Source organism: Actinacidiphila sp. bgisy144 (assembly GCF_057708105.1).
In genome coordinates, this window is record NZ_JBYIRM010000021.1 from 117,475 (window position 1) to 131,251 (window position 13,777).

15 protein-coding genes are annotated in these 13,777 nt (G+C 74.4%); 13 read left to right on the forward strand and 2 right to left on the reverse strand.

Annotation, left to right across the window (positions count from 1 at the left end; genetic code table 11):
- The first annotated feature begins 306 nt into the window (after nt 1-306).
- From AC3EVP_RS23705 to AC3EVP_RS23715, 3 genes are all read left to right on the forward strand, one after another.
- A complete protein-coding gene (locus tag AC3EVP_RS23705) occupies nt 307-1,509 on the forward strand; it encodes a sensor histidine kinase (protein ID WP_335983624.1) in 1,203 nt (400 codons plus the stop codon).
- Nucleotides 1,510-1,639: 130 nt separating this feature from the next.
- Entirely contained in the window at nt 1,640-2,401 is a 762-nt protein-coding gene (locus AC3EVP_RS23710) for a response regulator (RefSeq protein WP_335983621.1), read from the forward strand.
- 169 nt (nt 2,402-2,570) lie between these two features.
- On the forward strand, nt 2,571-3,548 hold the full coding sequence (locus tag AC3EVP_RS23715) for a quinone oxidoreductase family protein (RefSeq protein ID WP_435132747.1): 978 nt from the start codon (nt 2,571-2,573) through the stop codon (nt 3,546-3,548).
- A gap of 66 nt (nt 3,549-3,614) precedes the next feature.
- On the opposite strand, the gene AC3EVP_RS23720 is transcribed toward AC3EVP_RS23715, so the two are convergent.
- Nucleotides 3,615-4,754: a threonine aldolase family protein gene (locus tag AC3EVP_RS23720; protein WP_435132750.1), complete on the reverse strand. Its 1,140-nt coding sequence runs from the start codon at nt 4,752-4,754 to the stop codon at nt 3,615-3,617.
- Between the two features lie 392 nt (nt 4,755-5,146).
- Here AC3EVP_RS23720 and AC3EVP_RS23725 point away from each other — a divergent pair, with 392 nt between their 5' ends.
- The 10 genes from AC3EVP_RS23725 (at nt 5,147) to AC3EVP_RS23770 (ending at nt 13,165) form a co-directional block, all read left to right on the forward strand.
- A complete protein-coding gene (locus AC3EVP_RS23725; protein ID WP_335983612.1) occupies nt 5,147-6,037 on the forward strand; it encodes a Rossmann-like and DUF2520 domain-containing protein in 891 nt (296 codons plus the stop codon).
- Complete coding sequence (gene panC / locus AC3EVP_RS23730; protein ID WP_435132752.1) at nt 6,034-6,906, forward strand: pantoate--beta-alanine ligase; 873 nt, start codon at nt 6,034-6,036, stop codon at nt 6,904-6,906. Before AC3EVP_RS23725 ends, panC begins: the two co-directional genes overlap by 4 nt.
- Nucleotides 6,903-8,684, forward strand: coding sequence for an L-aspartate oxidase (locus AC3EVP_RS23735; protein WP_435132755.1), 1,782 nt, complete (start codon nt 6,903-6,905; stop codon nt 8,682-8,684). The genes panC and AC3EVP_RS23735 overlap by 4 nt, the downstream gene beginning before the upstream one ends.
- A gap of 118 nt (nt 8,685-8,802) precedes the next feature.
- On the forward strand, nt 8,803-9,840 hold the full coding sequence (gene nadC / locus AC3EVP_RS23740; RefSeq protein ID WP_335983603.1) for a carboxylating nicotinate-nucleotide diphosphorylase: 1,038 nt from the start codon (nt 8,803-8,805) through the stop codon (nt 9,838-9,840).
- A gap of 6 nt (nt 9,841-9,846) precedes the next feature.
- Complete coding sequence (locus AC3EVP_RS23745; RefSeq protein ID WP_335983600.1) at nt 9,847-10,644, forward strand: type III pantothenate kinase; 798 nt, start codon at nt 9,847-9,849, stop codon at nt 10,642-10,644.
- A 147-nt stretch (nt 10,645-10,791) separates the two neighbouring features.
- Entirely contained in the window at nt 10,792-11,463 is a 672-nt protein-coding gene (locus AC3EVP_RS23750; protein ID WP_335983596.1) for a hypothetical protein, read from the forward strand.
- Nucleotides 11,464-11,492: 29 nt separating this feature from the next.
- Nucleotides 11,493-11,678, forward strand: coding sequence for a hypothetical protein (locus tag AC3EVP_RS23755; RefSeq protein ID WP_335983592.1), 186 nt, complete (start codon nt 11,493-11,495; stop codon nt 11,676-11,678).
- Between the two features lie 104 nt (nt 11,679-11,782).
- Nucleotides 11,783-12,178, forward strand: coding sequence for a BlaI/MecI/CopY family transcriptional regulator (locus AC3EVP_RS23760; protein ID WP_335983590.1), 396 nt, complete (start codon nt 11,783-11,785; stop codon nt 12,176-12,178).
- 9 nt (nt 12,179-12,187) lie between these two features.
- A complete protein-coding gene (locus AC3EVP_RS23765; RefSeq protein WP_335983589.1) occupies nt 12,188-12,706 on the forward strand; it encodes an amino-acid N-acetyltransferase in 519 nt (172 codons plus the stop codon).
- A gap of 120 nt (nt 12,707-12,826) precedes the next feature.
- Nucleotides 12,827-13,165 carry a histone-like nucleoid-structuring protein Lsr2 gene (locus AC3EVP_RS23770; protein ID WP_202235342.1) on the forward strand — a complete coding sequence of 113 codons (339 nt, stop codon included), beginning with the start codon at nt 12,827-12,829 and terminating at the stop codon, nt 13,163-13,165.
- Here AC3EVP_RS23770 and AC3EVP_RS23775 read toward each other — a convergent pair.
- Nucleotides 13,096-13,680 carry an SCO3374 family protein gene (locus AC3EVP_RS23775; protein WP_435132761.1) on the reverse strand — a complete coding sequence of 195 codons (585 nt, stop codon included), beginning with the start codon at nt 13,678-13,680 and terminating at the stop codon, nt 13,096-13,098. The genes AC3EVP_RS23770 and AC3EVP_RS23775 overlap by 70 nt on opposite strands.
- Between the last annotated feature and the right edge of the window lie 97 nt (nt 13,681-13,777).

Here is a 13,777-nt window from a genome sequence, read left to right on the forward strand (position 1 = left end):
CCGCGGAAGACGGTCACCCTTCAGGGGCGCGGGGAACTGCGCGACCAGCCGTCGCCGGCCGGTGGTCCGGAGACCCGCCGCGGGGGCTGGGCCTGCGGGCCCGGCGCGCCACCGGAAGTGGCTGGGCGCGCAGTTCCCCGCGCCCCTTGTCGGTTGCCCTCGCCGCGGAGGGCGCCCGCGGGGCACCGCCGCCCGCGGAGGGCGGCCACGGGGCGGCGGGCCGGACCGGAGGTCCACCTTGGGGAGTAGCGGGGATCGCTCTGCGGGCTGACCCCGCGACGCTCAGCCGTGCCTACGCTGGGTTATGTGCAGCGCGTCTACGAGTTCCTCCGCAGACACCCGACGTGGGTCGACAGCTTCTGGGCCGTCGTCCTGCTCATGCTGTGCGCGCTGTGGATCATGGTGGACGACTCGCTGCACTGGTCGCAGCGCTACCTCGCGGTCCCGCTGGCGTTCGCCCTGTGCGCGGTGGTCGCGCTGCGCCGCAGGGCGCCGGAGCGGCTGCTGCTGGTCGCGTTCGCGGTCGGCCTGCTGCAACTGGCCCTGAACGTGCAGCCCAACCCGAGCAACATCGCGTTCCTGGTGATCATCTACACCTGCGCGTCGAACGGGGCCCGCTGGTCCTCCCGGCTCGCCCTGACCGGGGGCCTGGCCGCCGGCCCGCTGGCGATGCTCCGCTGGCCCCAGCACAGCGAGTACTCCACCGTGTGGACGACGCTGCTCCAGACGTTCTTCCTGACCGTCATCTACGCGCTGTCCTGGGTGATCGGCGACCGCCTGCGCACCCGGCGGGCGTACTACGCGGAGCTGGAGGAGCGGGCCGCGCGGCTGCACCGCGAGCGCGAGGCCCAGTCGAAGGCCGCGGTGGCCGCCGAGCGGGCCCGGATCGCCCGGGAGCTGCACGACGTGGTGGCGCACAACGTGTCGGTCATGGTCGTCCAGGCCGACGGCGCCGCCTACGTGCTGGACGCCGCGCCGCACCAGGCCAAGGAGGCGCTGTCCACGATCTCGACCACCGGGCGGCAGGCGCTCGCCGAGATGCGCCGGCTGCTCGGGCTGCTGCGGGCCGGGGACGACGCGGGCGGGGAGTACGTCCCGCAGCCCGGGGTCGACCAGCTCGCCGACCTCATCGACCAGGTGCGCGGCGCCGGGCTGCCGGTGCGCTTCGAGGTGGCCGGGCAGGCCCGCCCGCTGTCCAGCGGCGTGGAGCTGACCGCGTACCGGATCGTGCAGGAGGCGCTGACCAACGTCCGCAAGCACGGCGGCGACGGGGCGAGCGCCAGCGTGCTGCTGGGCTTCGGGGACGCCGCGCTCGACCTGCTCATCGAGGACGACGGCAGGGGCGCGCGGCAGGAGCTGTACGCGCAGGGCGGTCAGGACGGGCTCGGGCAGGGGCTGATCGGCATGCGCGAGCGCATCGGCATGGTCGGCGGCACCCTCACCGCGGGGCCGCGGCCCGGCGGCGGTTTCCGGATCAGCGCGGTGCTGCCGCTGCGCGGCGCGGGGTGAGGCCCGCGGCCCGCCCCGGCTGCCGCCCGTACGCACCTGTCCCGTCCCTCCCCGTCCCTGCCTCGCCCCCTCCCCGCAAGTCCCGGAAGTCCCCGCAAGTCCCCGTACGTCCCCGAAAGGACCCGATCCGATGGCGATCCGCGTCATGCTCGTCGACGACCAGGTGCTGCTGCGCACCGGCTTCCGGATGGTGCTCGCCGCCCAGCCGGACATGGAGGTCGTGGCCGAGGCGGGAGACGGCGCCGAGGCGCTGGAGGTGCTGCGGCACACCCGCGTGGACGTGGTGCTGATGGACGTGCGGATGCCGCGGATGGACGGCGTGGAGGCCACCCGCCGGATCTGCGGGGGCGACCGCGGCACCACGGACCGCGGCACTGACCGGGGTACGACGGACCGCGGTGCTGCCCCGGACGCGCCCCGTGCCGAGCCGGGCCCCCCGCGCGTGCTGATCCTGACCACCTTCGACCTCGACGAGTACGCCTTCACCGCGCTCAAGGCCGGTGCCAGCGGCTTCATGCTCAAGGACGTGCCGCCGGACGAGCTGCTGACCGCGATCCGGGCCGTGCACAGCGGTGACGCGGTCGTCGCCCCCAGCACCACCCGGCGCCTGCTGGACCGCTTCACCCCGATGCTGCCCACCTCGCCCGAGCCGGCCGCCGGGGCCGCCGCGACGGACCGGCTCACCGACCGCGAGCGCGAGGTGCTGCTGCTGGTCGCCCAGGGCCTGTCCAACGGCGAGATCGCCAGGAAGCTGGTGCTGTCCGAGGCGACGGTCAAGACGCACGTCGGCCGCATCCTCACCAAGCTCGAACTGCGCGACCGGGTCCAGGCGGTGGTGCTCGCCTACGAGTCCGGCCTGGTCCGGGCCGGCGGCGGCGCGCCCGGAAGGTGATCTTCCGGTGAAGGTCGGGAACAACCGTGCTGTGCGGGGGAGTTCAGGGGGAAGAATGCATTCCGACCGACTGACCCACCGGCACCACCCGTACCGGCCACGGACCGACCGCCGGCGCCGCGCCGTCACCACCTCGGCAGGGTGGCCGACCAGCTAGGGGGAGCACCACATGCGCGCCATCGTCATCGAGGAGTTCGGCGGCCCCGAGGTCCTCACCCTCGCCGACGTGCCCGAGCCGCACCCCGGACCCGGCCGGATCACCATCGACGTCGCCTACGCGGGCGTCAACTTCGCCGACATCCTGGCCCGTACGATCGGCTACCGCGTGACCGGCCTGCCCCACCGGCCCGGGCTGGAGGTCTCCGGCCTGGTCCGCGAGGTGGGCGAGGGCGTCGACGGCTTCACCCCCGGCCAGGAGGTCGCCGCCTTCCTCGACGGCGGCGGCTACGCCGACATCGTGGACGCGCCCGCCGCCGCGGTCTTCGCGCTGCCCGGCGGCGTCGACCTGCGCACCGCCGCCACCATGCCCAGCGTCCTGCCGACCGCCTACGCCCTGCTGCACGAGGTGGCCAGGCTCCGCGAGGGCGACACCGTCCTGGTGCAGGGCGCGGCCGGCGGGGTCGGCACCGTCGCAGGCCAGCTCGCCCGGGCCGGCGGCGCCAGCGCGGTCTACGGGGTCGTCTCCAGCCTGGACAAGGCCGAGCACGCCCTCAAGTCCGGCTACGACCAGGTGTTCACCGCTGACACCTTCGACCAGGACGTGCTGGCGGCGACCGGCGGCCGCGGCGTGGACATCGCGCTCGACTCGGTCGGCGGCGAGACGTTCCGCCGTACACAGGCGGTGGTCGCGCGGTTCGGGCGGCTGATCTCCTTCGGCAACGCCGGCGGGGAGGAGTCGTGGCAGGTCGGCCCCGCCGACGTCATGGCGCCCGCCCTGTCGGTGGGCGGCTTCTCCATCCTGTCGCTGGCCGCCTCGGACCCGGCGCTGCTGCGGCTGATAGCCGACCGGGCGTTCCACACCGTCACCGAGGGCGGCGTGGAACTCCCCGTCAGCGCGGAGTTCCCCCTTGAGGAGGCCGCGCGGGCACACGCACTGGTCGAGTCGCGGACCAGCACCGGCAAGCTCCTGATCCGGGTGGCCGGCTGACCGCCCGGCCGCCCGGCTGACCGCCCGGCCGCCCGGCCGCCCGGCCGGCCGGGCGGCTTCCGGGGTTCAGCGCAGGCGTGCGGCGAACTCCGCCGCGGCGGCCCGCACCTCGGACTCCGTCCACTCCAGGGCCGATTCGCCCACGGTGACCTCGGCCATCGACAGCCCGGGCGGCCCGGGCTCGGAGAAGCGGCGCAGGCCGAACAGGCTGGTGCCGGTCTCCTCGGCCATGCGCAGCCCGGCGTCGTCCAGCGCGTCCGCCGGGTACGGCAGCCACATCTGGAACTGGTGGGTGTGGGGCTCGGCCGGGTGCGTCAGCGGCACCGCCACCCCGGCGTCCGCCAGGCCCTCGCGCAGCGCCCGCGCCACCGTCTTCGCGTGCGCGACGTACTCCGGCAGCCGCGGCAGCACCCGCTCCAGTCCGGCCAGTGCGGACAGCGCCGCCGGGAACTGGTGCGCGATCTGGCCGCCGTAGCGGTGCCGCCACGCCTTCGTCTCCGCCACGAAGTCCGCGGGGCCGGCGAGCGCGGCGCCCGAGAGCCCTTCCAGGGACTTGTAGAAGCTGACGTACACGCTGTCGGCGAGCCCGGCGATCTCCGGCAGCTGCCGGCCGAAGTGCGGGGCGCACTCCCACAGCCGGGCGCCGTCGAAGTGCACGACCGCGTCCCGCTCCCGGGCGGCGGCCACCGTGGCCTCCAGCTCCTCCCACGTCGGCAGCACGAACCCCGCGTCGCGCAGCGGAAGTTCCAGCATCAGCGTGCCGAACGGCTCGCCGAGGTCGCGAATCTCGTCCGCCTCCGGCAGCCGCCGCTCCCGCGTCGGGTGCACCGTACGCAGCCCGCTCACCGTGCTCAGCGCGTCCCGTTCGTACATCTCCGGGTGCGCCAGCGGGTGCAGGGCCACCACGGAGCTGCCCGTCCGCCCCGCCCACGCCCGCAGCGCCGCTTGCTGGGCCATCGTGCCCGTCGGGAAGAACGCGGCCGCCTCCGTGCCCAGAAGTGCCGCGACCCGCGTCTCCAACTCCGCCACGACGCCGTCGCCGTACATGTCCGCGGGTGCGTCCAGATCCACGCCCGCGGTCTCCGCGTCCCGCGCCAGTTGCGCCGACCACTCCCGCAGGGTGCGGTCGTGGCCGTCGCTCAGCACCCGCGTACACGCCTCCACGGCCGCCCGCCGCCGCTTCCGTAGCTGCTCCGTCGTTTCCATCCCCAAAGTGTGCGCTGCCGTGACGGGACCCTCCGGGGTGCCCCCGTCCCCGGGTTTCGGGACCACCTGCCGGTGGGTGGCTTCCCTCCGGGGCGGTGCGTTCAGTGGGTGCCGGGACCACCTGCCCGTGGGTGGCTTCCCCTCCGGGGTGCCCAATCCGGTCGGTGCCGGGATCTTGGCGGTGCGTCGTGGCTGGTCGCGCAGTTCCCCGCGCCCCCGGGTCTGCTCGGCTCTTCCCGCGGAAGAGGTTGCGCCCCGGAGGGGCGCGGGGAACGGCGCGCGCAACAGGCCACCGGCAGGTGGTCCCGGAACCCGGGGATGGGGGCACCCGGGGGGTCCGGGGAGCGACGTTCGCGTAAGGTTGACGAGAAGGGTCGCTGAGGCTGGGAGGCGTGGTGGAGCAGAAACCCGCGAGGCTCACGGTGGGCGTGGTGGGCGCGGGCCGGGTCGGCCCGGTCCTGGCGGCGGCGCTGGCACTGTCGGGCCACCGCCCGGTGGCCGCGAGCGGCGTGTCGGAGGCGTCCCGCCGCCGCGCGGAGACCCTGCTGCCGGGCGTCCCGCTGGTGGAGCCGGCCGAGGTGCTGGCCCGCGCGGACCTGGTGCTGCTGACGGTGCCGGACGACGCCCTGCCCGCACTGGTGCGCGGCCTGGCGGAGACCGGCGCCGTACGCCCGGGCCAGCTGCTGGTCCATGCGTCGGGCCGCTACGGCACCTCCGTGCTGGACCCCGCGCTGCGTGCGGGCGCGCTGCCGCTCGCGCTGCACCCGGCGATGACGTTCACCGGCACCCCGGTGGACGTCCAGCGCCTGGCCGGCTGCTGCTTCGGCGTCACCGCGCCGGGCGAGCTGCGCACGGCCGCGGAGGCGCTGGTGATCGAGATGGGCGGCGAGCCCGAGTGGATCGAGGAGTCCGCCCGCCCGCTCTACCACGCGGCCCTCGCGATCGGCGCCAACCACCTGGTCACGCTGGTCGCGCAGGCGATGGACCTGCTGCGGCAGGCAGGCGTGCAGGAGCCGGGCCGGATGCTCGGCCCGCTGCTGGGCGCCGCGCTGGACAACGCGCTGCGCTCCGGCGACGCCGCCCTGACCGGCCCGGTGGCCCGCGGCGACGCGGGCACGGTCGCCGCGCACCTGGCCGAACTGCGCGCCCGCGCACCGGAGAACGTCGCGTCGTACGTGGCGATGGCCCGGGCCACCGCGGACCGCGCGCTCGCCAACGGAATGCTCAAGGCCGAATACGCGGAGGCGCTGCTCGGCGCCCTCGCCGACGGGGGGACCCTATGACCCGACTCGTCCACCACGCCCGCGACCTGGCCCCCGCCTCGGCCGTGGTCATGACGATGGGCGCGCTCCACGACGGACACGCCGCCCTGATCCGCGCCGCCCGCGCGCACGCGGGGGACGGCGTGGTCACCGTCACCGTCTTCGTCAACCCGCTCCAGTTCGGGCCGAACGAGGACCTGGACCGCTACCCGCGCACCCTGGAGGCGGACGTGAAGCTCGCCGAGGCGGCGGGCGCCGACTTCGTCTTCGCGCCGGACACCGGCGAGGTGTACCCGGGCGGCCCGCCGCAGGTGCGGATCACCGCGGGCCCGATGGGGGAGGGGTTCGAAGGGGCGTCCCGGCCGGGCCACTTCGACGGGATGCTCACCGTGGTCGCCAAGCTGCTGCACCTGACCAACCCGCTGGCCCCCGCCGCCGGGACACCCCGCACGGCCGCGTTCTTCGGACAGAAGGACGCCCAGCAGCTCGCCCTGGTCCGGCGGATGGCCACCGACCTGAACTTCCCCGTCGACATCGTCTCCGTGCCGACGGTCCGCGAGGACGACGGTGTCGCGCTCTCCAGCCGCAACCGCTACCTGTCGCAGCAGGAGCGGGTCACGGCCAGGGCGCTGTCCCGGGCGCTGTTCGCCGGACGCGACGCCGCCGGGAGCGGCCCGCGGGCGGCCGTGGCCGCGGCCCGCGCCGTGCTGGACGCCGCCGCCCGCGAGCAGCCCCCGGTGGGCCTGGACTACCTCGCGCTCGTCGACCCCGCCACCTTCACCGAGGCCGCACCGGACCACACCGGTCCGGCCGTGCTCGCCGTCGCCGCCAAGGTCGGCGGCACCCGGCTGATCGACAACATCCCCCTGGAGTTCGGAGCCCCCGAATGACCTCCTCCGCTGCCGCCGACCCCGCCGGCATACGCCTGTCCGCCCCCGCTCCCGGCTGGTCGCTGGGCGCCGACGTGGTCGTGGTCGGCTCCGGCGTGGCCGGGCTGACCGTGGCGCTGCGCTGCGCCGCGGCCGGCGCCAAGGTCGTCGTGGTGACCAAGGCGCACCTGGACGACGGCTCCACCCGCTGGGCGCAGGGCGGGATCGCCGCCGCGCTCGGCGAGGGCGACACCCCGGCGCAGCACCTGGACGACACCCTTGTCGCGGGCGCGGGCCTGTGCGACGAGGACGCGGTGCGGCTCCTGGTCACCGAGGGCCCGGACGCGGTACGGCGGCTGATCTCCACCGGCGCCCGCTTCGACACCGACGACTCCGGCTCGATCCTGCTCACCCGTGAGGGCGGCCACCACCGCAGCCGCATCGCCCACGCGGGTGGTGACGCGACCGGTGCCGAGGTCTCCCGCGCCCTGATCGCCGCGGTGGTCGGCAACCCGGACATCGAGTTCGTAGAGAACGCCCTGGTGCTCGACCTGCTCACCGACGCCGAGGGCCGCACCGCGGGCGTCACCCTGCACGTGATGGGCGAGGGCGCCCGCGACGGAGTGGGGTCGGTACGCGCCCGCGCCGTGGTGCTGGCCACCGGCGGCATGGGGCAGGTCTTCTCCGCGACCACCAACCCGGCGGTGTCCACCGGCGACGGCGTGGCGCTCGCGCTGCGCGCCGGGGCCGAGGTCAGCGACCTGGAGTTCGTGCAGTTCCACCCGACCGTGCTGTGGCTGGGCCCGGACGCCGAGGGCCAGCAGCCGCTGGTGTCCGAGGCGGTCCGCGGCGAGGGCGCGCACCTGGTCGACGCCGACGGCGTGCGCTTCATGGTCGGGCAGCACGAACTCGCCGAGCTGGCGCCGCGCGACATCGTCGCCAAGGGCATCATGCGGCGGATGCAGGAGACCGGCGCCGCGCACATGTACCTGGACGCGCGGCACTTCGGCGCGCGGATGTGGGCCGAGCGGTTCCCGACGATCCTGGCCGCCTGCCGCGCCCACGGCATCGACCCGGTGACCGAGCCGATCCCGGTCGCGCCCGCCGCGCACTACGCCTCCGGCGGGGTGCGGACCGACCTGCGCGGGCGCACCACCGTGCCGGGCCTGTACGCCTGCGGGGAGGTGGCCTGCACCGGCGTGCACGGCGCGAACCGGCTCGCCTCGAACTCCCTGCTGGAGGGGCTGGTCTTCGCCGAGCGGATCGCCGCCGACGTGGTGGCGGGCACCGGTCCGGAGCCGGGCGAGCCGGTGGCGCCCGCCCCGGCGCGCACCCCGCTGCTGGCCTCCGAGGCGCGCTACGAGGTGCAGCGGATCATGACCGCGGGCGCCGGGGTGCTGCGCAGCGCGGAGAGCCTGGCCGCGGCGGCGGGCGCGCTGGAGCGGCTGCACACCGCGGCCGTGGAGGCGTACGAGCGGGACGGCAAGACGGCCGAGCCGTGCGTGGAGACGTGGGAGGCGACCAACCTGGGCCTGGTGGCCCGGGTGCTGGTGGCCGCCGCCCGGCGCCGCGAGGAGACCCGCGGCTGCCACTGGCGCGAGGACCGGCCCGACCGGGACGACCGGCAGTGGCGCCGGCACCTGGTGGTGCGGCTCACCCCGCACCACACCCTGGACGTGGCCACCACCGAGGGACCGGGCCTGCCGGCCACCCGCCCCGGTCCGGTCCCGGCGGTCACCCCGTCCGCCGGGATCGGGGATGATGGGGCCGCCGCCGCACCGCGGCGGGCGCAGCCGTGACCGGCGGTCCGGGCCCCGGCCCGCGGCGGCGCACCGCGGCCCCGGCGGACCGCGGCCCGCACCAGCAGTGGACGACGCAACGTACGCGGCAAGGCACGCAGCACACGAAGGAGCTTCCGTGACATCCTCCGACGGCCCTGACCGGCCCCAGCCCGTCGCTCTTCCGCTGCCGACGTTCGGCCCGCCCGCCGAGTCCGCGGGCGGCGGCTGCGGCGACGGCTGCGGCTGCGGCGACGCCCACGACCCGTACGACCTGGACCCGCTGGAGTGCGGCCTGGACCCGGACCTCGCCGCGCTGATCGTGGACGCCGGCCTGGACCCGGTCCAGGTCGAGGACATCGCGCACATGGCGATCGAGGAGGACCTCGACCAGGGCGTGGACGTCACCACGGTGGCGACCGTGCCCGAGGACGCCTTCTCCACCGGGGACTTCACCGCGCGCGAGAACGGCACCGTGGCGGGGCTGCGGGTCGCCGAGGCGGTGCTGTCGGTGGTGTGCACCGACGAGTTCGAGGTGGAGCGGCACGTCGAGGACGGCGACCGGGTCGCCGCCGGGCAGAAGCTGCTGACCGTGCGCACCCGCACCCGCGACCTGCTCACCGCCGAGCGCAGCGCGCTGAACCTGCTGTGCCGGTTGTCGGGCATCGCCACCGCCACCCGCGCCTGGGCCGACGCCCTGGAGGGCAGCAAGGCGCAGGTGCGCGACACCCGCAAGACCACGCCGGGTCTGCGCGCGCTGGAGAAGTACGCGGTGCGCTGCGGCGGCGGCACCAACCACCGGATGTCGCTGTCGGACGCGGCCCTGGTCAAGGACAACCACGTGGTCGCCGCGGGCGGTGTCGCGGCCGCCTTCAAGCTGGTCCGCGAGGAGTTCCCCGAGGTGCCGATCGAGGTCGAGGTGGACACCCTGCACCAGGTCCGCGAGGTGGTGGACGCCGGGGCCGACCTGATCCTGCTGGACAACTTCACGCCCGCCGAGACCGAGGAGGCGGTCGCGATCGTCGGCGGCCGCGCCCTGCTGGAGTCCTCCGGCCGGCTCACGCTGGACAACGCCCGCGCCTACGCCGACACCGGGGTGGACTTCCTGGCGGTGGGGGCGCTCACCCACTCCTCCCCGATCCTCGACATCGGCCTCGACCTGCGAGCGGAAGCGTAGAGGCGGATGCTGCTCACCATCGACGTCGGCAACACCCACACCGTGCTCGGGCTCTTCGACGGCGAGGAGATCGTGGAGCACTGGCGGATCTCCACCGATCCGCGCCGCACGGCCGACGAACTGGCGGTCCTGCTCCAGGGCCTGATGGGCATGCACCCGCTGCTGGGCGACCTCGGTGACGGCATCGACGGCATCGCGATCTGCTCCACGGTGCCGTCGGTGCTGCACGAGCTGCGCGAGGTGACCCGGCGGTACTACGGCGACGTGCCGGCGGTCCTCGTCGAGCCGGGCGTCAAGACCGGCGTGCCGATCCTGGTCGACCACCCCAAGGAGGTCGGCTCGGACCGGATCATCAACTCGCTGGCCGCCGTACACCTGTACGGCGGCCCGTGCATCGTGGTCGACTTCGGCACCGCCACCACCTTCGACGCGGTCACCGCCCGCGGTGAGTACGTGGGCGGCGCGATCGCCCCGGGCATCGAGATCTCCGTCGACGCGCTCGGCATGCGCGGCGCCCAGCTGCGCAAGATCGAGCTGGCCCGTCCGCGCAGCGTCATCGGCAAGAACACCATCGAGGCGATGCAGTCCGGCATCCTCTACGGCTTCGCCGGACAGGCCGACGGCATCGCCGAGCGGATGGCGCGGGAGCTGGCCGACGACCCGGACGACGTCACCGTGATCGCCACCGGCGGCCTGGCGCCCCTGGTGCTGGGCGAGGCGTCCCTGATCGACGCGCACGAGCCGTGGCTCACCCTGATCGGACTGCGCCTGGTCTACGCCCGCAACGCCCCGGCCACCGCGTAGCGCCACCGGGCGCCTCCTCCCCGGCGCGGCCCCGCGGACGGCCGGGCGCCGCGCGGCTTCCCGCCGAGCCGCGCGGCGTTACGTGAGGTTTGTCCGCTTAACGATTAATGTCCATGCATGCCAACGCCACATGGAAACCGAGGGGGAATGGCGTTCAGCGCGGACGAGGTGCGCGTGCTCCGGCGCGCGCTCGCGGAGGTGCTGGGCCCGCACGCGACCGCCGGGACCGCCGCCGTGGTGGTCGCCCCGCGCCCCGCGGAGTACGTACAGGACTGCCTGCGGCTCGCCGGCGGCCTGGACGACGCCGTACGGGAGGCGGGCCGGATGCGCGCCTTCCACCTGGCCGAGCTGCACCGCTACCGCCTGGCGCTGCCCGGCGCGGCGAGCGGCTACCTCGACCGCCTGGCCACCGCCCTCGACAGCGGCTACCTGCCCGGACCCGACGACCTCGCCGCACTGCGCCGGCTGCGCGCCCTGCCCACCGCGACCGGGGAGCACCGCCGCCGTACCGCCCTGCTGCACCGCTGCGAAACCCTTGCGGAGAACGACGTACGCCAGCGTCTGGAGGCCCACATGCCCGCCCCGCGCCGCCTGCTGTCCCTGCCCCTGCCGGCCGCCGTCCCCGCTCCCGCCCCCCGTGCGGCCGGGGACGCCGACCAGCCCAAGCCGCGCCCGGTGCCGGCGCCCGGCGCCAAGCCGAAGCCGGCCGCCCCGCCGCCGGCCGAACCCCGCGAGCCGGGCCGCCGCACCCCCACTCCGGCGGAGATCTGGCCGCCCCGCCGCACGGACCGGAAACCGGACGAGGCCCGCTCCGCCTAGCGCGAACGGGGGTGGCTACGCTGGGCGCCATGAACTATGTCTCGGCCATCGTGCCGCCGCTGGTGATGGCGGTGCTCTTCACCGCGCTGATCGTGACCATCGTCAAGAACCAGGGCGGCGCCAACAAGGCCAAGGAGGACGCCGCCGTGGACGCCGCGCTGGCCGCCGCCGAGGCCGCGCAGGCCGCCCGGACCGCCACCCCCGACGAGCGCTGACCCACCCGAGCGCTCCTGACCGGGCCGCGGCGCACCGCCGCCCGGTGCGCCGCGAAGAGCGGTAATTACGACATTCGTCGCGTTTCGCCCGTAGTATTTCCGGTGTGCCCCGACCACTCGGAGAACTCGAAGACGCCGTGATGACCCGGGTGTGGGAGTGGAACCGCGCGGTCACGGTTCGTGAGGTACTCGAAGACCTCTCACGGGATCGTTCCATCGCCTACACAACGGTGATGACCGTAATGGACAACCTCCGGCAGAAGGGCTGGCTGCGCCGGGAGGCGGAAGGCCGCGCATATCGCTATGAGGCGGTATCGACGCGTGCGGCGTACTCGGCCGCACTGATGAACGAAGCCTGGGCGGCGAGCGACAACCCGGCCGAGGCCCTCGTCCACTTCTTCGGCATGATGTCCCCGGAACAGCGCGAAGCCGTGCGGGACGCATTGCGCATCATCCAGTCCGTGGACCCCTCCGGCCCGGCGGAACCCGAAGGGCGATAGCGTCCGCCCATGCCCCTGATGTCGAATGACGTGACCATCCGCCGGGCCCGTACCGGCGATGTCCCCGCTCTGCGGCGGCTGCTGGACTCCTATGCCAGGGACGGCATCCTGCTCGACAAGGCCACGGTGACCCTTTATGAGGACCTCCAGGAGTTCTGGGTGGCCGAACGCGACGAGGACGCCGAGGTGGTCGGCTGCGGCGCGCTGCACGTGATGTGGGAGGACCTGGCCGAGGTCAGGACGCTCGCCGTGCACCCCTCGCTGCGCGGGGCCGGCGTGGGCCACCAGGTGCTGGCCAAGTTGCTGCACACTGCACGCTGGCTGGGCGTCAGGCGTATTTTCTGCCTCACCTTCGAAGTCGACTTCTTCGCCCGGCACGGCTTCGTCGAGATCGGCGAGACCCCGGTGGACGGCGATGTCTTCGGCGAGCTGCTGCGTTCCAATGACGAGGGTGTCGCAGAGTTCCTGGACCTGGAGCGAGTGAAACCCAACACCTTGGGTAACAGCCGGATGCTGCTGCAACTCTGAGACCGGTATGTCCGGATCGCGCGGGCGCACAGGTGGGCCACTTCGCGCAAGGGGTTTGTGTTTTTCGGTGAAAGGCGCTTTGCTTTTACCGTTAATCCGTTTTCGATGAAAGGGAAGCCGGTGGCACAGAAGGTTCAGGTCCTTCTTGTGGACGACCTCGACGGCGGCGAGGCCGACGAGACCGTGACGTTCGCGCTCGACGGCGTGACGTACGAGATCGACCTCACCACGGAGAATGCCGACAAGCTGCGCGGGTTGCTCAACCCGTACACGGACAGTGGCCGCCGCACCGGTGGCCGTGCCGGGCGGGGCCGCACCAAGGCCGTGCGCGGTGGCAGCAGCTCCAGCCAGGACACCGCGAAGATCCGTGCGTGGGCCAAGGAGAAGGGCTACGACGTCAACGACCGCGGTCGCGTCCCCGCGACCATCCGTGAGGCGTACGAGAAGGCCCACGGCTGATCAGGGCAGCGCGCCCGCAGTGCGACGCGGTGGCAGGCGGTCGCCAGTGCGGCCACCAGTGCGGTGAGTCCGACGGGAACCCCCGTTTCGTCGGCTTCGCGGGCCACGCGCAGCGCGGGCACGGTCGACTCCACGTCGAACCCCGGCCGAGGAGGCCGCAGCCACACCGGTGCCGACCGGTCGTACGCGGCCTCCCTGCGGCCCCACTCGGGGTGCGCTGGAGCCCGCAGGGTCCGCCCTGCGCCCAGGGCCGCCAGGTCCAGCTCGATGCCCCCCCACTCCAGCCACTCCAGCAGTCCGGGCAGCTCTTCGGCCGTCCCCGCGGCGACCAGCAGCCGCACTCGGTGGCCGTCCAGCGCCACCGGCCCGAGCAGGCCCGGACGGGAGAACCGGCTCAGCATCGCGAAGCCCGCCTCCGCCGGCACGTCGAGCGCGTCGAACCGCACGCCCGTGACCAGTGCCGGAGGCGGGCCGTCGACGACCGGCCAACCCAGCTCGTGCTCGTACCAGCCCATGCCGTGTCAACTGCCGCACCGAGGCGGCGGTTACGTACCGTCCGGCATCGAACACACCTGGTGATGCCGGTGGCCTGGGCGCCCCCCGGAGCGGGCC

Bases quoted from the DNA above. Each gene is read 5' to 3' on its own strand.
- AC3EVP_RS23710 (WP_335983621.1), top strand. From the start codon at position 1,640: ATGGCGATCCGCGTCATGCTCGTCGACGACCAGGTGCTGCTGCGCACC.
- AC3EVP_RS23715 (WP_435132747.1), top strand. From the start codon at position 2,571: ATGCGCGCCATCGTCATCGAGGAGTTCGGCGGCCCCGAGGTCCTCACC.
- AC3EVP_RS23720 (WP_435132750.1), bottom strand. From the start codon at position 4,754: ATGGAAACGACGGAGCAGCTACGGAAGCGGCGGCGGGCGGCCGTGGAG.
- panC (WP_435132752.1), top strand. From the start codon at position 6,034: ATGACCCGACTCGTCCACCACGCCCGCGACCTGGCCCCCGCCTCGGCC.
- AC3EVP_RS23735 (WP_435132755.1), top strand. From the start codon at position 6,903: ATGACCTCCTCCGCTGCCGCCGACCCCGCCGGCATACGCCTGTCCGCC.
- AC3EVP_RS23745 (WP_335983600.1), top strand. From the start codon at position 9,847: ATGCTGCTCACCATCGACGTCGGCAACACCCACACCGTGCTCGGGCTC.
- AC3EVP_RS23750 (WP_335983596.1), top strand. From the start codon at position 10,792: ATGGCGTTCAGCGCGGACGAGGTGCGCGTGCTCCGGCGCGCGCTCGCG.
- AC3EVP_RS23755 (WP_335983592.1), top strand. From the start codon at position 11,493: ATGAACTATGTCTCGGCCATCGTGCCGCCGCTGGTGATGGCGGTGCTC.
- AC3EVP_RS23765 (WP_335983589.1), top strand. From the start codon at position 12,188: ATGCCCCTGATGTCGAATGACGTGACCATCCGCCGGGCCCGTACCGGC.
- AC3EVP_RS23775 (WP_435132761.1), bottom strand. From the start codon at position 13,680: ATGGGCTGGTACGAGCACGAGCTGGGTTGGCCGGTCGTCGACGGCCCG.